The 17,862-nt window shown below is 69.3% G+C and carries 13 protein-coding genes; 4 read left to right on the plus strand and 9 right to left on the minus strand.

Annotation, left to right across the window (positions count from 1 at the left end; genetic code table 11):
• Together K1J60_RS11775 and K1J60_RS11780 are read right to left on the minus strand one after the other, a co-directional pair.
• Complete coding sequence (locus K1J60_RS11775; protein ID WP_078936923.1) at positions 1-660, minus strand: histidine phosphatase family protein; 660 nt, start codon at positions 658-660, stop codon at positions 1-3.
• 126 nt (positions 661-786) lie between these two features.
• The gene (locus K1J60_RS11780; protein ID WP_184900127.1) at positions 787-1,392 is read right to left on the minus strand and encodes a YdbC family protein; all 606 of its coding nucleotides are present in this window, start codon (positions 1,390-1,392) and stop codon (positions 787-789) included.
• A gap of 153 nt (positions 1,393-1,545) precedes the next feature.
• On the opposite strand from K1J60_RS11780, the gene K1J60_RS11785 reads away from it, so the two are divergent.
• Positions 1,546-2,079: a TerD family protein gene (locus tag K1J60_RS11785; RefSeq protein ID WP_259407685.1), complete on the plus strand. Its 534-nt coding sequence runs from the start codon at positions 1,546-1,548 to the stop codon at positions 2,077-2,079.
• Positions 2,080-2,216: 137 nt separating this feature from the next.
• On the opposite strand, the gene K1J60_RS11790 is transcribed toward K1J60_RS11785, so the two are convergent.
• The gene (locus K1J60_RS11790) at positions 2,217-5,111 is read right to left on the minus strand and encodes a vitamin B12-dependent ribonucleotide reductase (RefSeq protein WP_220646188.1); all 2,895 of its coding nucleotides are present in this window, start codon (positions 5,109-5,111) and stop codon (positions 2,217-2,219) included.
• A 158-nt stretch (positions 5,112-5,269) separates the two neighbouring features.
• Positions 5,270-5,839 carry a transcriptional regulator NrdR gene (gene nrdR / locus K1J60_RS11795; RefSeq protein WP_220646189.1) on the minus strand — a complete coding sequence of 190 codons (570 nt, stop codon included), beginning with the start codon at positions 5,837-5,839 and terminating at the stop codon, positions 5,270-5,272.
• Positions 5,840-6,378: 539 nt separating this feature from the next.
• Here nrdR and lexA point away from each other — a divergent pair.
• Positions 6,379-7,155: a transcriptional repressor LexA gene (lexA, locus tag K1J60_RS11800; protein ID WP_033525142.1), complete on the plus strand. Its 777-nt coding sequence runs from the start codon at positions 6,379-6,381 to the stop codon at positions 7,153-7,155.
• Positions 7,156-7,343: 188 nt separating this feature from the next.
• Here lexA and K1J60_RS11805 read toward each other — a convergent pair whose 3' ends face one another.
• The 5 genes from K1J60_RS11805 to K1J60_RS11825 form a co-directional block, all read right to left on the minus strand.
• Positions 7,344-9,353: an ATP-dependent DNA helicase gene (locus tag K1J60_RS11805; RefSeq protein WP_220646190.1), complete on the minus strand. Its 2,010-nt coding sequence runs from the start codon at positions 9,351-9,353 to the stop codon at positions 7,344-7,346.
• A 202-nt stretch (positions 9,354-9,555) separates the two neighbouring features.
• Entirely contained in the window at positions 9,556-10,305 is a 750-nt protein-coding gene (locus tag K1J60_RS11810; RefSeq protein ID WP_220646191.1) for a GNAT family N-acetyltransferase, read from the minus strand.
• A gap of 113 nt (positions 10,306-10,418) precedes the next feature.
• On the minus strand, positions 10,419-12,299 hold the full coding sequence (locus tag K1J60_RS11815) for an IucA/IucC family protein (RefSeq protein ID WP_220651421.1): 1,881 nt from the start codon (positions 12,297-12,299) through the stop codon (positions 10,419-10,421).
• A gap of 507 nt (positions 12,300-12,806) precedes the next feature.
• A complete protein-coding gene (locus K1J60_RS11820; RefSeq protein WP_398683190.1) occupies positions 12,807-14,309 on the minus strand; it encodes a diaminobutyrate--2-oxoglutarate transaminase family protein in 1,503 nt (500 codons plus the stop codon).
• Between the two features lie 198 nt (positions 14,310-14,507).
• Positions 14,508-15,326 (minus strand): SAM-dependent methyltransferase, encoded by an 819-nt coding sequence (locus K1J60_RS11825; protein WP_220646193.1) that lies wholly within the window; start codon positions 15,324-15,326, stop codon positions 14,508-14,510.
• Between the two features lie 482 nt (positions 15,327-15,808).
• On the opposite strand from K1J60_RS11825, the gene K1J60_RS11830 reads away from it, so the two are divergent.
• Positions 15,809-17,041 (plus strand): trypsin-like serine peptidase, encoded by a 1,233-nt coding sequence (locus tag K1J60_RS11830; protein ID WP_220646194.1) that lies wholly within the window; start codon positions 15,809-15,811, stop codon positions 17,039-17,041.
• Between the two features lie 182 nt (positions 17,042-17,223).
• The gene (locus K1J60_RS11835) at positions 17,224-17,676 is read left to right on the plus strand and encodes a hypothetical protein (protein ID WP_220646195.1); all 453 of its coding nucleotides are present in this window, start codon (positions 17,224-17,226) and stop codon (positions 17,674-17,676) included.
• Positions 17,677-17,862 lie beyond the last annotated feature (186 nt).

Raw genomic sequence — 17,862 nt, forward strand, 5'->3', positions numbered from 1 at the left:
CTAACTGGTGGCCCCGTACGACTCCGGGTCCCGCCAGCGGTCGAACGGCCGGTCGAGCGTGTACTTGCCGTCCTCCCCGAGAACGAGCATCCGCATCTCCGCGTTCCCGGGGTTCGACAGCGACTCGAACTCGGCGACCGTCCAGTGGAACCAGCGCATGCAGAACAGACGCATGGCGAGCCCGTGGGTGACGAGCAGCACGTTCGGCGGGTGGTCCGGGTCCTCGAAACTGCGGAAGAGGCTCTCCAGGAAGCCGCCGACCCGGTCGTAGACATCGGCGCCGGACTCACCCTGCGCGAAGCGGTAGAAGAAGTGACCGTACGCGTCCCGGTAGGCCTTCTGGAGACGTACCTCGTCCGGGTCCTGCCAGTTGCCCCAGTCCTGCTCGCGCAGCCGCGGCTCCTCGCGCACACGCACCTGCTCGGGGTTCAGGTGAAACGCCTGGAACGTCTCGTGCGTCCGGCGATAAGGGGAGACATAGACGCTGACGCGCTCGCGGCCGAGGACGTCGCGGATGCGTTTGCCGGTCTCCTCCGCCTGCCGCCAGCCGAGATCGGTGAGGGCGAGTGCGTGGTCGGGCTCGCGCTCGTACACGGTGTCATCAACATTGCCCGTTGACTCGCCGTGTCGGACAAGGATGATGCGCCGTGGTCGTGCCATGCCAAGACCCTAAAGGGGACGAGGCCGGATCGAGCACTCGTCCGGGTGCCATACGGCGTAGGTCACACAAGTCCCGCACACCCACCCCTGTCAGGTTTGAGATTCAAACTCACCGAAGTCGGCCTCTCAGACCGTCCAGCTCGGCTCCAGCTCCACGATGTCGCCGGTCATGGCGGCGACATCGGCCTCGATCTGGGCCCTCAGGGCGAGGCGTTCGATGCGTTCGACGCGGTACTTCCCGTGCTCGGCGGCCGACTGCCACATGGAGAGGATCATGAACTCGTGAGCGGGCGCCTCACCGAACAGGCCCCGCACCATGCCCGGAGAGCCCGCCATCGCGGGGTTCCAGACCTTCTCCTGCATCAGCGCGAAGTGCTCGGCCCGCTCCTCGTGGACACGGCAGTGCGCCACCCGCACCAGATCGGCGTCCGTGAAGCGCGGCTCGAAACCGGTCTTCACGTCGAACCGGTGGTCGAAGAGCTTGGCCTGCATGTCCTTGAAGGTGCCCGACTGCGATGCGGCGAGCCGGTCGTGGGAGCGCGCCATGAAGGAGTCGTAGAAGGCACGGCTCTCCCAGAAGGAGAAGATGTGCGCCACACCGGCCCGCCCCCGGCTCCAACCCCCGCCCTGTCCACGGAATCCCGGCTCCCCCAGTAGCCCCGCCCACTTTCGCTGCCCCCGCTCGAAACCGCGGCGGTCCACCACGGTGCAGCGAATCCACTTGACCAGCACCGCGCCATGGTAAGGCCACGGAACGTGGCGGCGGTCACTCTCCGGCCGGTTGCACCCGGGCGAGCGCCCCGGTCCGCATGCGAGGATGGACAACTGGCCTGGACCGCCAGGCAGTTCGGCCCGCACGCACAGAAGAACGGGGAGGGAGTTCTGTTGAACGGCCTCAACAAGGGCATTCGCAAGGTCGAGGTGTCGCTGAAGTGGGACCCGAGTCCGGCCGGACAGCCGCCGACGGATCTCGACATCGTCGCGGCCACCTACCCGGCGACCGATCCGAGCGGCGGCCCCGCCTATGTGGTGCACTTCGACAGCCGCTCACCCGACGGCACCATCACCCTCAACCGCGACAGCAAGACCGGGCAGGGCTTCGGCTGGGACGAGGTCATGACGGTCGAGCTGAACCGTCTCGACAGCCGGTACGGCCGGGTCGTGATCGGTGTCGCCATACAGCAGGGATCGGGCCCGAAGACCTTCGCCAACGTCACCAAGCCCGCCCTGCGCATCCGTGAGGACTACACCGTCCTGGCGGAGGACGACTTCGGTGCCGTCCTCGGATCGACGGCCGCGACCGTCGCCGAGTTCGTCCGCGACGCCAGCGGCGAATGGACCTTCCACCCCGGCATCACCGGCTTCGACGAGGACCCGGCGACCTTCGCCCGCGTCATGGGCGGCACGCGAGAGCCCTGACCTCCGCCCCGAAGAGGCACCGGGCGACCTGACGCGTCGATCGCCACGACAACGGAGCGGGACAGCAGAAGGGGGAGCCGGCGTATCGCCGGCTCCCCACCTCTGACGGTCACCTCACGCCTGACAGGCGCTCACGCTCAGCTGCAGCCGCTCGTCGAGCCGCAGCCCTCGCAGATGTAGCAGGAGCCGGCCCGCTGCATCTTCGTCCCGCAGGAGAAGCACAGCGGAGCGTCGGCCTGGATGCCCAGCTGGATCTCCACCAGTTCGGCGCTGGTGTGGGCCTGCTTCGGGGCGGAAGCGGCCACCTCGGCTCCGGCCTTCGGGGTGGAGACGGCCTTCAGGTCCGTCTGCCGCGGGGCCGACTGTGCCAGACCCTCGACGTCGACGTCCTCCTCCGCCGGCTCGTACGAGCCGGTCTCCAGGTGGCGCTGGCGCTCCTCGGCGGAGTGGATGCCGAGCGCGGAGCGCGTCTCGAAGGGCAGGAAGTCGAGCGCCAGGCGGCGGAAGATGTAGTCGACGATCGACTGCGCCATCCGCACGTCCGGGTCGTCCGTCATGCCGGCCGGCTCGAAGCGCATATTGGTGAACTTCGAGACGTACGTCTCCAGCGGAACGCCGTACTGGAGGCCGACGGAGACCGCGATGGAGAAGGCGTCCATCATGCCCGCGAGGGTCGAACCCTGCTTCGACATCTTCAGGAAGACCTCGCCGAGACCGTCGTCCGGGTAGGAGTTGGCGGTCATGTAGCCCTCGGCGCCACCGACCGTGAAGGAGGTCGTGATGCCGGGACGGCCCTTCGGAAGACGCTTGCGGACCGGGCGGTACTCGACGATCTTCTCGACCGTGGCCCGGATCGTCTCCTCGGCCTTCTCGGTGATCTCGGCCTTCTCCGTCTCCTTGGTCTTCGCGGAGAGCGGCTGGCCGACCTTGCAGTTGTCGCGGTAGATCGCGAGCGCCTTGACGCCCAGCTTCCAGGCCTCGAAGTAGATCTCCTCGACCTCCTCGACGGTCGCCGTCTCCGGCATGTTGACCGTCTTGGAGATGGCGCCGGAGATCCACGGCTGGATCGCGGCCATCATGCGGACGTGGCCCATCGGGGAGATGGCGCGCTCGCCCATGGCGCAGTCGAAGACCTCGTAGTGCTCCTGCTTGAGGCCCGGGGCGTCGATCACATTGCCGTGGTCGGCGATGTGGGCGACGATCGCCTCGATCTGCTCCTCCTGGTAGCCCAGGCGGCGCAGGGCCTGCGGGACCGTGCCGTTGACGATCTGCATCGAGCCGCCGCCGACCAGCTTCTTGAACTTGACCAGCGCCAGGTCGGGCTCGACACCGGTGGTGTCGCAGGACATGGCCAGACCGATGGTGCCGGTCGGCGCGAGCACGGACGCCTGCGAGTTGCGGAAGCCGTTCTTCTCGCCGAGGCGCAGCACGTCCTGCCAGGCCTCGGTGGCGGCGGCCCACACCGGGGTGTCCAGGTCGTCCATGCGGACAGCCGTGCCGTTGGCGTCGGAGTGCTGCTTCATCACGCGGTTGTGGGCGTCCGCGTTACGGGCGTAGCCGTCGTACGGGCCGACGACCGCGGCCAGTTCGGCGGAGCGCTTGTACGCCGTGCCGGTCATCAGCGAGGTGATGGCACCGGCGAGGGCACGGCCGCCCTCGGAGTCGTACGCGTGGCCGGTCGCCATCAACAGTGCGCCGAGGTTGGCGTAGCCGATGCCGAGCTGACGGAAGGCGCGGGTGTTCTCGCCGATCTTCTGGGTGGGGAAGTCGGCGAAGCAGATGGAGATGTCCATCGCGGTGATGACGAGTTCGACGACCTTGGCGAAGCGCTCGACCTCGAAGGACTGGTGGCCGAGGCCGTCGTCCTTGAGGAACTTCATCAGGTTCAGCGAGGCGAGGTTGCAGGACGTGTTGTCCAGGTGCATGTACTCGCTGCACGGGTTGGACGCGGTGATGCGGCCGGACTCGGGGCAGGTGTGCCAGTTGTTGATCACACCGTCGTACTGGATGCCTGGGTCGGCACAGGCCCACGCGGCCTCGGCGAGCTTGCGGAACAGCGCCTTGGCGTCGACCTTCTCGATGATCTCGCCGGTCATACGGGCGCGGAGGCCGAACTCGGTGCCGTTCTCCACGGCCGTCATGAACTCGTCGTTCACGCGGACCGAGTTGTTGGCGTTCTGGTACTGGACGGACGTGATGTCGTCGCCGCCCAGGTCCATGTCGAAGCCCGCGTCGCGCAGAGCGCGGATCTTCTCCTCTTCCTTCACCTTGGTGGCGATGAAGTCCTCGACGTCCGGGTGGTCCACGTCGAGGACGACCATCTTGGCCGCGCGACGGGTGGCGCCGCCGGACTTGATCGTTCCCGCGGAGGCGTCGGCGCCGCGCATGAAGGAGACCGGACCGGAGGCGTTGCCGCCGGAGGAGAGCAGTTCCTTGGAGGAACGGATGCGGGAGAGGTTCAGGCCGGCGCCGGAGCCGCCCTTGAAGATCATGCCCTCTTCCTTGTACCAGTCGAGGATCGACTCCATGGAGTCGTCGACGGCCAGGATGAAACAGGCGGACACCTGCTGCGGCTGCGGGGTGCCCACGTTGAACCACACGGGGCTGTTGAAGCTGAAGATCTGATGCAGGAGGGCGTACGCCAGTTCGTGCTCGAAGATCTCGGCGTCGGCGGGCGAGGCGAAGTACTTGTTGTCCTCACCGGCCTTCGTGTACGTCTTCACGATGCGGTCGATCAGCTGCTTGAGGCCGGTCTCGCGCTGCGGGGTGCCCACGGCACCGCGGAAGTACTTGCTGGTGACGATGTTGACCGCGTTCACCGACCAGAAGTCGGGGAACTCGACGCCGCGCTGCTCGAAGTTGACCGAGCCGTCGCGCCAGTTGGTCATGACGACGTCACGCCGCTCCCAGACCACCTCGTCGTACGGGTGCACGCCGGGGGTGGTGTGGATGCGCTCGATACGCAGGCCCTTGCTCGCCTTGGTGCCCTTGGCGCGGGAACTCCGTGCCGGACCGCTCGCCGTCTCTGTCATGCCGCCTCCCTGTACGGGCGAAAACGCCCTGAAGTGCCACGATGTTCCCGTGACACGGTGTTCTGTCTTGTGTCGCGACCCGGCTGACACAGCCGTTCGCGACAGGTCTGATCGCCGCCGGCCGTCCGGACCCACTGGTCCGGCGGTGCGGCCCGCCGTCAGTCGGCGGCGTTGGCGGGCACCGGAATCTGAGCCCCTCCGGCCCCGCGGTCGCCCTCCACGCGCCCGTCGACCGCACTCGCGACGTCCTCGTCGCTCGCGTCGTTCGCGCCGGGGCGCTTCCCCTGCTCTTCCCTGAGTTCCGCGATGGCGGCCTCGAAGTCCTCCAGCGAGTCGAACGCCCGGTAGACGCTCGCGAACCGCAGATAGGCGACGAGGTCGAGTTCCTGCAACGGGCCGAGTATGGCCAGCCCCACGTCGTGGGTGGTCAGCTCGGCGCTTCCGGTCGCGCGCACCGCCTCCTCGACCCGTTGGCCGAGCTGGGCGAGCGCGTCCTCGGTGACAGGCCTGCCCTGGCATGCCTTGCGGACGCCATTGATGACCTTGGTACGACTGAAGGGCTCGGTCACGCCGGACCTCTTGACCACCATCAGCGAACACGTCTCCACCGTCGTGAAACGACGGGAGCAGTCGGGACACTGGCGGCGCCTGCGGATCGACGTGCCGTCGTCCGTCGTACGACTGTCGACGACGCGGCTGTCGGGGTGCCTGCAGAAGGGACAGTGCATAACTCCAACCCTCCTCACAGCACGACTCAATAGGCCCCACGGGCCACTCGGGCCCCGCGGAAGCAGCCCCCAGCATAGGGGATGACCATGAGGCCGAGGACCCGGGGGACCACAACTTCTGGGCCGTTGCGGCAATCCAAGCACTAGATGTAGGGATCGACACGTAAATCCACCCACGGCGCGCGTGTCGCGCACGTATCGGCATGTGCCAGACGCGGAGTCCGTCGCGGAGCGCATCCGCGCCGTCGCGCAGCGGACGCGGGCGCGGCGGGGGCGCCACGAGAAAGGGGTCGGTACCCGGTCGACGGAGTACCGGATGGCAGACTGGGCCACACGGCGACAGCGGCCCACAAGGCCCTGCGCCCCGGCGGTGAAGAGTACAGCAATCAACACTTTTGTCCGCCGGAGCCGCCCGCCCTACACCCGGTCACATGGTCACGTCAGGTAATCCACGGTTTTTCACTCGAACGTGTGTTTGGCGCAACCTTTCGAAAGCAACTACCGTTGTGCTGCACGGGAGACCATCGAGAGGGGCCGACGTGACCACCACCGCTGACAGTGCCACCATCACTGCCCAGGACCGCTCCCAGAGCCGACTCGAGCCGGTGCATGCGATGAACGAAGCCACGAACCATGACGGGCCCAAGCGAGCCTTGCCCGGCCGACCTCCAGGCATCAGGGCGGACAGCTCCGGGCTCACCGACCGGCAGCGCCGAGTCATCGAGGTGATCAGGGACTCGGTGCAGCGGCGCGGGTACCCGCCGTCCATGCGGGAGATCGGACAGGCGGTCGGCCTGTCCAGCACGTCCTCCGTGGCGCACCAGCTCATGGCACTGGAGCGCAAGGGCTTCTTGCGCCGCGACCCGCACCGTCCGCGTGCGTACGAGGTCCGCGGCTCCGACCAGGCATCGGCCCAGCCGACCGACACGGCGGGCAAGCCGGCCGCTTCGTACGTGCCGCTCGTCGGCCGGATCGCCGCAGGCGGCCCGATCCTCGCCGAGGAGTCCGTCGAGGACGTGTTCCCGCTCCCCCGCCAGTTGGTGGGTGACGGCGAGCTCTTCGTCCTGAAGGTCGTCGGTGACTCCATGATCGAGGCGGCGATCTGTGACGGTGACTGGGTGACGGTCCGCCGTCAGCCCGTCGCGGAGAACGGGGACATCGTGGCCGCCATGCTGGACGGCGAGGCCACCGTCAAGCGCTTCAAGCGCGAGGACGGCCATGTCTGGCTGCTCCCGCACAACGCCGCCTACGAGCCCATCCCGGGTGACGACGCGACCATCCTCGGCAAGGTGGTGGCCGTCCTGCGCCGCGTCTGACACCCAGCGGCGGACGGTCGCCCGTGCCCGTCCCCGCCCCTGATCCGGGCCCCGGAATCCACTGCGCCGGTTCCGGGGCCCTGGGCTGCCCAGGGCCCGCCAAGCACCTCGGCCCGAGGCGTGAGCCCGAGCGCGTCACGGCCGGTGGCCTGTCCCCCGCACCCTGGGGACAGGCCACCGGCCGTTCGTCAGACGTCCGCCGTCTCCGCTTCTTCCTCCTTCTTCGCCGCTTCCCTGTCCTTCGCGGCGCTGTCGATCGCAGCGAGCGACCTACGGACCTGGTTACGGTCCGTCGTGTACCAGAAGTCGGGCAGTGAGGCTTTCAGATAGCTGCCGTACCGCGCGGTCGCGAGCCGCTGGTCCAGTACGGCGACCACGCCACGATCTCCCTGCGCCCGTACGAGACGGCCGGCACCCTGCGCCATCAGCAGGGCCGCGTGCGTGGCGGCGACGGCCATGAAGCCATTGCCACCCGCCTCCTCGACGGCCTTCTGACGAGCGCTCATCAGCGGATCGTCGGGCCGGGGGAACGGGATCTTGTCCATCACGACCAGCTGACAGCTGGGACCGGGCACGTCCACGCCCTGCCAGAGCGAGAGGGTGCCGAAGAGACAGGTCTTCGGGTCGGCCGCGAAGCCCTTGATCAGCTCGCCGAGCGTCTCCTCGCCCTGCAGCAGGATCGGGTACTCCGGGATACGGACGCGCAGTTCCTCAGCCGCCAGCTGGGCGGCCCGCATCGACGAGAACAGCCCGAGCGTCCGGCCGCCGGCTGCCTGGATCAGCTCCGTGAGCTCGTCCAGCATGTCCGCCCGGTCGCCGTCCCGCGCGGGACGGGACAGGTGCTTGGCGACATAGAGGATGCCCTGCCTCGGGTAGTCGAACGGCGACCCCACGTCCACGCCCTTCCACTGCGGAAGGTCGTCGCCCTGGGTGCCCTCGGGGGCCAGTCCCAGTGACGCCCCGATGCCGTTGAAGTCGCCGCCCAGCTTGAGCGTGGCCGAGGTCAGGGTGACGGAGCGGTCCGCGAAGAGCTTCTCCCGGAGGAGACCCGAGACGGACATCGGGGCGACGCGGAGAGAGGCGCCGAAACGGTCATGACGTTCGTACCAGACAACGTCCCACTCGGAGCCGTTGCTGATCCGCTCCGCCACGTCGTGCACGCTCTCCACGGCCGCCAGAGCCTGCTTGCGGACGGCGTCCTCGTCCTGGACGGACTTGTCGCGGGTGCTGCCGATAGCCGAGATCACCGCGCGAGCGGCATCACGCAGCGCCATCAGGACGTACGCCAGGTCCTCGGGAATCTCCTCCAGCCGGCCCGGCAGAGCCAGCTCCATAACCCGCTCGAACCCCTCTGCGGCGGTCTGGAGCTGGTCCGCGACCTTCTCGTTCACGAGCTTCGCCGCCCGCTTCACGGCGCGGTTGACCTGGCCCGGGGTGAGTTCACCGGTCGCCACACCGGTCACCCGGGAGACGAGTTCGTGCGCCTCGTCCACGATCAACACCTCGTGCTGCGGGAGCACCGGAGCACCCTCGATGGCATCGATCGCGAGCAGCGCGTGATTGGTGACGACGACCTCGGAGAGCTTGGCCCGCTCCCTGGCCATCTCGGCGAAGCACTCGGCGCCGTACGCGCATTTCGAAGCGCCCAGGCATTCCCTGGACGACACGGAGATCTGCGCCCAGGCACGGTCGGACACGCCTGGGGTGAGATCGTCCCGGTCGCCTGTCTCGGTCTCCTGGGACCAGTCCCGCAACCGCAGCAGGTCCTGGCCCAGCTTGCTGCTGGGCGCGGCGGCCTCGAACTGGTCGAAGAGGCCCTCCTCCTCGTCCTGCGGCACGCCTTCGTTCAGCCGGTGCAGGCACAGGTAGTTCGACCGGCCCTTGAGCATCGCGAACTCCGGGCGGCGGCGCAGGAGGGGGTGCAGCGCGTCGACCGTTCTGGGCAGGTCCCGTTCCACGAGCTGCCGCTGGAGGGCGAGGGTCGCCGTGGCGACGACGACACGCTCTCCCTGAGCGAGCGCGGGCACCAGGTAACCGAGGGACTTGCCCGTGCCGGTGCCTGCCTGGACCAGCAGATGGGAGCCGTCGTCGATCGCCTCCGCGACGGCTTCGGCCATGGTCACCTGGCCGGGGCGCTCCGTGCCGCCGACGGCAGTGACGGCTGCATGCAGGAGTTCGTGGAGTGAGGGCTTCGTCATAGCGCGACCACCCTACGGGTCACCACTGACAAACGGGTGATCACGGCGGACGCGAGGGGCCTGGGAGGCGGGATCAAGGCGTCTTCTCTTCGGCGGGACGGGACGGTCTCGGAGCCCGGAATTCGCGTCGGTGCGACCGGGAACCGGATCGGCTCGGGCGGTGTACCACATATGACGGCGTCACAGCAGATCCACATCGGATCTACATCAGATCGCGCAGCAGCCGATCTCTGCACATGAGGGCGGCCCGCTTGTCGGGCAGGTCGATCTCGGCGGAGTAGCGGAAGCCGGCGCTGAGGAAAGCGGAGACGGAGGGAAAGTTGCGAAGGTCGGGTTCCGCGACGACGCGGGCACAGGAAGGTCTTCTGTCGAGGACGAGATCGGCCACGGCGCGGAGCAGGGTGGAGCCGAGACCGCTCCCCCGGTCGGCCACGGGTCCGATGAGCAGATGGATCCCGGTGTCGTGCGGACGGACGGGGTAGTGGCGGGCGAGAGGATCGAGATCCGCCCTGTAGATCTCCCAGTAGCTCAGCGGGGTGCCGTTCAGCAGTCCGAGACAAGGCACGCTGCGACCGTCTCCGCCGAGCTGGGTCCGCAGGTGTTCAGCGGTCACCTCCTCGGCTCCGCCGAGCTTCCAGTAGGAGTCCACGGCCGAGTCGTTCATCCAGCGGGAGATCAGCGGCAGGTCCCGTTCGAGGCGCACGGGGACGAGGTGCAGGGTGCCTGCCGGGGTATTGACCGGCCCCCAGTCCGCGAGGTGGTCGAGCAACTCTCCACCGGCCCGGAGTTCCCCCCGACCCGTCTCGGTACTGCCACCGCACAGGTCGGTGTCCTTGGGCAGGAGCGCGAGGAAGTCGTCGGTCAGGCGTAGTTCGAGTGTGTCCTCATTGCCAGGGGCCGAGGCGGTGCCGGCGTCGGTGCTCGCATGGGTGCTCGCGTCGGTGGGAGGCACGGCGACGCTCCTCTCAGGAGTACGGGTGGGTCATGTTCCTCGGGGCTGATGGGAGTCGGAGTACGCGGGCGAGTGGGCTGTACAGCTGTCCGGAGGCGGGGCGGAGTGGCCGGTCATGGGTGGAGGGGGTTGGTGATGGTCACGTAGACGGACTGGGTTTCGACCGGGCCGACGAGTTCGTCGAGGCCGTGGAGACGGGTCAGGAGGTTGGCCTTGCAGCGCAGGACCGGTGAGTCGAGAAGCCTGGCGGGCAGGGTGGTGTTCAGCCGGGCGGGACCGGTGGCCACATCCGTGAGGAAGCGGCGGAGGGCGGCGAGAAGAACTCGCTCGTCGGCGAGACGCTGGGAGCCGAACGCACCGATGAGGCCGAGCACGTTGTTGATGCCGAGGTAGTAGGCGAACCGTTCGTCGGCGACCTCGTCGGAGACGAACGTGTCACTGCGATCGCCGATGCCGGGCAGCCGGGATCGGAGATCGGCGCGGCGGGATTCGCGGAAGTAGTAGCCCTGGTTGTCGCGGTACCGACCGCCGATGGGCCAGCCGTCGGGGTCCAGTACGACGAGTGTGTTCTGCTGGTGTGCTTCGAGGGCGATCCCGGCCTCGCTGTCGAGCCACAGCACGGGTCTCACGACGTGCTCCAGGTAGCGCAGGAACCACTCGATGGCCACAGCGCCCCGGGGACGCCCGGTGCGCCCGGAGAGACGGGTCACGACCTCTTCAAGCCGCGACCGCATGCGAAGAAGCTCCTCGGGACGGCGTTCGCCACGGGAGTACGGCCTGGGCGACACGAGGCCCGCGACACAGGACGCGTCGTCCGCCGGGCCGAACGGGTTGTGCCGGATGACCACGTCCAGGCCTGCCAGGGGCTCGCCGTCCGGCGCGGTGGCTGCCAGCCAGGCCGGGTCGCGGACGATGTCGAACCCGGGGTGGGCCGCCTGCCACCGCGCGGCCAGGCCGGTGCGCAGCAGGCGGTGCACCTCGACACCGCGATGGAGTTCCTTGCGGAGGTTCTCGCGACGGGAGTTGGTGATGCGCAGGCCCAGCGAGAGTTTCAGCATCGCGGGGGCACCGGGGCGGTGAACGGTGCGGACGGAGGAGGTGGGGTGCCACAAAGCGCCGTGCGGACCGAGGTCGCGCAAGAGACCTGCGTCGAGCAGAGCGGCGACGGCCGGCCGGTGGCGGACCTCGCGGAGTTGCCAGGGGTGCAGGGGCAGAGCGGTGAAACCGTCGGGCAGGGGCAGTGCTGGGCCGGCCAGCCGCTCGGTCAGTCGGCGGGCGGGGACGACACGGCCGCGCTCGGTCCACGCCGAGTCGGTCGACAGGACGGAGGGTGCGATCGCCATCCAGTGCAGAGGGAAGGAACCACGCAACTCGGGTGAGTACAGACGCGCTTCGGCCTCGGAGAGTTCTTCCCTGCTCTTCGGGGTGGGGTGCAGGGGGTGGCCGAGGAGGAGAGCCTGCTCGGCGGCCAGGAAACGGTCGGGGTCGTCGACGGGTTGAGCTCGGCGCTCGGTGAGGAACACGGCGACGCGACGGGCGGAGTCGGCGACCCTGCCGACCAGGTCCGATGGGTCGCGTCTGGCTGGTGCGGTTGCTTCGCGGGCCAGCAGGGCCGCAAGCGTGACCGCGTCGACAGGGGCGGTGTCGGGGGTGCCTGCGAGGTGGGGGAGGCCGAAGCGGTGCCAGCCGGTGGGGGACCAGTAGTGCACCGGCGCGAGGAGGGTCGTGCCGGTGGCGGGGAGAGGGATGTGGAGGATGCCGCTGGGGTCCTGGGGAGGGGTGAGGTCGTGTTCGCGTACCCAGCAGCGCAAGAGGTTCTCGGCCGCTGCAGCCTGGGCCGCGGTGTGTGGGTCGTGGTGGTGCAGCGGGTCGGCGTCGAGGTCGGGCGGGAGCTCGATGGCCCGGATGCCGTCGGTGGCTCGGCGAGGAACCGGCCGGCCGCACTCATGGCTCGGCTCAGTCGGACGAGGAGGCGTCGCGGATGGGCGAGGGATTGGCTGGGTGGGGCACGGGGCCTGCGCGGTCCCGCCGGAGCGGAGGCCCGCTGAGGGTTGCGATGGCTCCACCAGGACGAACCCCGCCCCCGGCACGCAGGTCCCCGGCTGAACCTGGTTGGGCCCGGGCTGTTGCTGCTCGACCGGACCGGACCACCGCTCCCCGGGTTCGACTTGGCCGGGCGCTGGTTCGGGCCGGCCAGTCGGTGATACAGCACTCAACTGGCCAGGGGTCTGGAGGGCGGGTGCTTCCGGGGCGTGGCGGTGGGTGTGGGCCCCGGGGGCGGGCGGCGGGTTCACGGCGGTTCCTGAGGTTGCTCGTGCGGGAGGGCAGTCGCGGGTCTGTGCGGGCGAGCGAGGGTGGGGCTGGTGCGAGAGGGGTGCGGGGCGGTGGTGCGGTGGAGTGCGGTGTTCGGGAGAGCGTGCCGGGCGGTGGTGGGGCGGTGCCGTGGGTGGCTGGCTGGTTCGGGGATGGCGTGGTGGACGGCTGCTCGGGTGGAGGGCTGTTCATCCGCCCGGCACGCGTGCCAGGCGTCCGCCTCGCACGCGTGCCGGGTGCGCCGGGAATCGAGCTGCTGCGGTGGCCGCCACCGAGTCGATCGCGTCCGTCAGGCGGTCGAGCACGGCGTTCGTCTGCTCGTCGGTGATCGTGAGGGGTGGGAGGAGGCGTACGACGCCGGCGTGGCTGCCGCCGAGATCGACGATCAGGCCTCGGCGGAGGCACTCGCGCTGCACGGCCGTGGCGAGGGAGGGGGCGGGCGGAGGCGGGCCGATGTCGTCGGATCCGGGTGGCGCGTCCGGGGTGACCATTTCGATGCCGATCATCAGCCCTCGTCCTCGTACGTCCCCGACGCAGGCGAAGCGCTCGGTGAGGGGGCGGAGCTGGGCGAGGATGCGGGCGCCCAGAGCGTCGGCGCGTTCGGCGAGGCCGTTCTCGCGGACGTGGGCGAGCGTGGCGGCGCCTGCGGCCATGGCGAGTCGGTTGCCGCGGAAGGCGCCCGCGTGGGTGCCGGGCCGCCATACGTCGAGGTCATCGCGGTGGACCACGACGCCCAGCGGCAGGCTGCCCCCGATGGCCTGGGACAGGACCATGACATCGGGGACGACGCCGCTGTGCTCGACGGCCCAGAAACGTCCGGTGCGGCCCACGCCCGTCCGGGCCTCGTCGACGATCAGCGGGATCGAGCGGACGGCGGTGATCGACCGCATGCGGCGCAGCCAGCCGTCCGGGGCGGGGAGGACACCGCCCTCGCCCTGCACGGGTTCGAGGATCATGCCGGCGGGCACCGGTGTTCCGGGCTCGGCGTCATCGAGAACGGACTCGGTCCAGCGGGCGGCGAGTTCGGCGCCGCGTTCGCCGCCGATACCGAACGGGCAGCGGTAGTCCTGCGGGTAGGGCAGGCGTGCCGCCCGGATGTCGCGGGCGCCTGCGGGCGCTTCGAGGGCTCCCATGGTCAGGCCTGCGTGGGCGCCGGTGAAGGCGAGCATGCCGGTGTGTCCTGTCGCGGCCCGGACCAGTTTGCAGGCGGCCTCGACGGCGTCGGTGCCGGAGGGGCCACAGAACCGGACACGGGCGCGGGCCGCGAGCTCTGGCGGCAGGGTGCGGAGCAGTTCGGTGGTGAAGGCGTCCCTGGCCGGGGTGGCCAGGTCGAGGACGTGCACAGGAGCGCCGGAGTCGAGCGCCTTGCGGATCGCTTCGAGGACGACCGGGTGGTTGTGGCCGAGGGCAAGGGTGCCCGCGCCGGACAGGCAGTCGAGGTAGCGGCGTCCGTCTGCGTCCTCGATGGTCAGCCCCCGTGCGCGTACGGGTACGACGGGCAGGGAGCGCGCGTAGGTGCGTGCCGCCGAATCGCGGACGGCCTGCGACCGCGGCATTCCCCCGTGCCCCGGCCGCACCGCACGGGCCCCGTCGTGCTCCCGTCGTGGGCGGGCCCGTTCGTTCTCGGGTCCCGAACGCGCTCGCTCGGGCTCACGCCCCACCGGCGCCACCGCAGACTCGGTCACCGCCACTGCTGCACTTCCTCCCACGGTTCATCAGAGGCGAGTCGACAGGGGGCACCGAACACCGGCGGGTCCCCCCGCACGTACCAACGACGCGACCGGTACGGGGAAGCGGGTGAGACGAAAATCCGTGCCTCGGCAGAAACGCTGCCGGTCCGGCCCGATGCACGGCGACCGTGCCACCACGGCGGGGCCCCTGCGGGCGGGTTACGGCTTCAGCCCGACGCCGCCGAAGTGAGTGACATCAATGTCCTCGTCGTCGGTTTCGGGACGCCAGCGCGAGCAGGAGACGATGCCCGGGGGCAGGACCTCGACGTCACCGAAGAGGCGTACGAGGTCGGCGTGGCTGCGCAGGGTCATCGGCGCCGAGCCCTGTCCGTTCCAGTAGTCGACCGCCTGCGTCATCGCTTCGCCGTCGATCTCGGTGGTGGGATGGGAGATCACGAGGTGGCTGCCGGACGGTACGGCATCCACCAACCGCCGTACTACAGAGACCGCTTCGTCGGTGTCCATGACGAAGTTCAGGACGCCCAGCATGGTGATCGCGATCGGCTGATCGAAGTCCAGGGTGACCGCGGCGCCCCTCAGGATCGTGTCGGGGTCGTGGACGTCCGCGTCTATGTAGTCGGTGGCACCCTCGGGGGTGCTGTTGAGCAGAGCGTGGGCGTGCGCGAGGACGATGGGGTCGTTGTCGACATAGACGATCCTGCAGGACGGGTCGGCGCGCTGAGCGACCTCGTGGGTATTGTCCGCGGTGGGCAGGCCGGTACCGATGTCCAGGAACTGCCGGATGCCCGCCTCCTCAGCCAGGAAGCGGACCGTGCGGGCCAGGAAGCGGCGGTCGGCCACGGCGGAGCGGGGAAGCTCGGGCACGAAACCGAGGATCTGGTCGCCGACCTCCTCGTCGACCTCGTAGTGGTCCTTGCCTCCCAACCAGTAGTTCCAGATCCGCGCGGAATGAGAGACATTCGTTCGGATCTGACTGATGCGGGCGACACCTTCGTCCTGGTGGAAGTGGTCCGACATACGGGTGGTCTCCTTCGAAACATGAGCGGCGGGTTTCACCCCCAACCTAGGCTCAGTCGATCAACTGCCGTAGGAGAAAGGGCATTTGGTTCGGCCGGTCGGTTGCCTCAGCAACAGCAGCGAAAGGGGGCGCTGTTACCGGTTCGAGGGCTTGATCAACTGTCGCCGGTGCCTTCCGCGCGAGGCCTACCTGGACGATTGCCTGGTCGGTCGGCTCGTAGCCAAACCGTTGCCGTTCCATCGGATGTCCCCCACAACGACCGCATAGTGTGTGGTGCCGTTCCGAAGGAAGCGGCTCGGTGGATGGCACCAAGCCGCGCGGACGACGACTACGTACGCACTACGTGCGAAGAAACAGATGTGCGGAGCCGCGCGAATGCCGTGTCGGCTACGTACAAGGAGGCGGCCGGCGCACGGAGGAGTCGTGCGCTGTCCGCTTCGGCACCACAGATTTCTCTTACGCCCCAGGGGGAGTTCACACCATGCGACCCATACGACCGCTCTTGGCCGCTCGTCGTGGGAGGAGCACGCGCCGCAGAACCTCCCCCGTTCTGGCCGCGGTCGGCCTTGCCACGGTTCTGTCGTTGACCGCGACCGCGTGCGGCTCGGGTGACACGGCGGCGAACGCCGAGGCGTCGGCGTCCGCGCAGGGCAGCGGCAGCGGGGGCGACGGCAAGATCCAGATCACGGACGACATCAAGGACAAGCTCAAGGAACACGGGATCGACCTCGACAAGTGGCGGGGCGGGGCCTGGAAGAACTGGGACAAGGACGACTGGCTGCGCGAGGCCGAGGACTACGTCAACCCGATCATCAAGGACCTGTGGGACCCGGACCGGATGCGGGACGCCGAGGAGCCGGAGAAGGAGGTCGACGAGGGCGACCTCACCGGTGACCAGGGCGTGACCGACCCGACGCCGGAGTCCATCGACGCGAAGGCGGTGTCGGCGCAATACCACGCGAACGTGCCTGAGGCGGGCAAGGTGTTCTTCGACGCGCCCGAGGGCACGATGGTCTGCTCGGCGACGGTCGTGCAGGACCCGGCCAACCCGGGCAAGTCCAACCTCGTCTGGACGGCCGGTCACTGTGTGCACGCCGGCAAGTCGGGCGGCTGGTACCGGAACATCGCCTTCGTGCCCTCGTACAACGACAGTGCCATGGCGGCGTCGGAACTGAAGACGGCCACCAAGGAGGAGGTCGCTCCGTACGGCGTCTGGTGGGGTGACTGGGCCCAGACCTCGGACCAGTGGATCGAGCAGGGTGGTCAGACGGGCGGTGACGGGGCGCCGTACGACTTCGCGGTGATCCATGTGACGCCGGAGGAGGGCAGCGGGGGCAAGTCACTGGAGGAGATGGTCGGTTCGGCGCTGCCGGTGGACTTCGACGCGCCTGCCGTGCAGCAGGTGGAGAGCATCACCGCGACCGGCTACCCCGCCGGGGCTCCGTACGACGGCGAGACGATGTACCAGTGCACGGACAAGCCGGGGCGGTTCTCGCTCGTCGAGTCCGACCCGACGATGTACCGCATCGGCTGCTCGATGACCGGCGGCTCGTCCGGTGGTGGCTGGGTGGCGACCGGTTCGGACGGTGAGCCCGCGCTGGTGTCCAACACCTCCATCGGCCCGGTGAGCGCCGGTTGGCTGGCCGGGCCGCGACTGGGCGAGGAGGCCGAGGGCGTGTACCAGGCGGTGAGCGACAAGTTCGCGTCGCAGTGACGCCCGGCTGACCAAGTGAGGCTCGGCTCATCCACCCCCGGCTGACCAGGTGGTGCCGCCCCGGGAAAGGGGCGGAGGTGGGGCGGCGCGCGGAAATTCCTGTCGCGCGCCCTCCGTCCGTCCCCCGGCGCCCCCGCATAGTGGGCGTGACACACGGATAGTTCCGACGGGGGTCGAGAACCATGCGTTTCCCACATCGGCGGTACCACCGGCTCGCCGTCACCGGACTCGTCGCGGCTCTCGCGCTGACCGCGACCGCCTGTGCGTCGGACGACCGCGGCGCCGGGGACGACCCCGGCGCCACCTCGTCCCGCACCGCCGACCGAGACGGTGATGGCATTCCCGACGTCCTCGCCGACAAGCTCGAGGAGCACGGTGTGGACATCGGTGACTGGAAGAACGGCGGCTGGAAGAACTGGGACCGGGACACGTGGCTCAGTGAGGCGGGGGCGACTGCCAGGTTGCAGCCAACTCGGCGGTGCGCGTCCGCCGTCGCGGAGGCTGGACAGGCGGGCCGCGAGCAGGGCATCCGCGGTGGCCACGCACCCGCCCTCGCCGGCGGTGAGCGTGCTGGTCAACCGGAATCTGAAGCCGGAATCTGCAGCAGGACAGCGTCGACCGAGCCGGCACCATGACTCTCCCAGGGGGCGCCGGGCGCGGGGGCACAGTCCTCGATCAGGGGGCATCAAGCGGCCGCTGCCTCCGCACATACCGAAGGCCCGCCCCTCGGTGGAGGGACGGGCCTTCGGGTACGTCTGGAGGGCCGGCACAGCCGGGCCGCGCGGCCCGACCGGACGATCAGGCCCGACCGGACGATCAGG

The organism is Streptomyces akebiae (assembly GCF_019599145.1).
Lineage (GTDB): Bacteria > Actinomycetota > Actinomycetes > Streptomycetales > Streptomycetaceae > Streptomyces > Streptomyces akebiae.

What these genes read in the sequence shown, in the direction of transcription:
- K1J60_RS11775 (WP_078936923.1), bottom strand. Translation starts at nt 660, where the DNA reads ATGGCACGACCACGGCGCATCATCCTTGTCCGACACGGCGAGTCAACG.
- K1J60_RS11790 (WP_220646188.1), bottom strand. Translation starts at nt 5,111, where the DNA reads ATGACAGAGACGGCGAGCGGTCCGGCACGGAGTTCCCGCGCCAAGGGC.
- nrdR (WP_220646189.1), bottom strand. Translation starts at nt 5,839, where the DNA reads ATGCACTGTCCCTTCTGCAGGCACCCCGACAGCCGCGTCGTCGACAGT.
- K1J60_RS11805 (WP_220646190.1), bottom strand. Translation starts at nt 9,353, where the DNA reads ATGACGAAGCCCTCACTCCACGAACTCCTGCATGCAGCCGTCACTGCC.
- K1J60_RS11825 (WP_220646193.1), bottom strand. Translation starts at nt 15,326, where the DNA reads ATGTCGGACCACTTCCACCAGGACGAAGGTGTCGCCCGCATCAGTCAG.
- K1J60_RS11830 (WP_220646194.1), top strand. Translation starts at nt 15,809, where the DNA reads ATGCGACCCATACGACCGCTCTTGGCCGCTCGTCGTGGGAGGAGCACG.
- K1J60_RS11835 (WP_220646195.1), top strand. Translation starts at nt 17,224, where the DNA reads ATGCGTTTCCCACATCGGCGGTACCACCGGCTCGCCGTCACCGGACTC.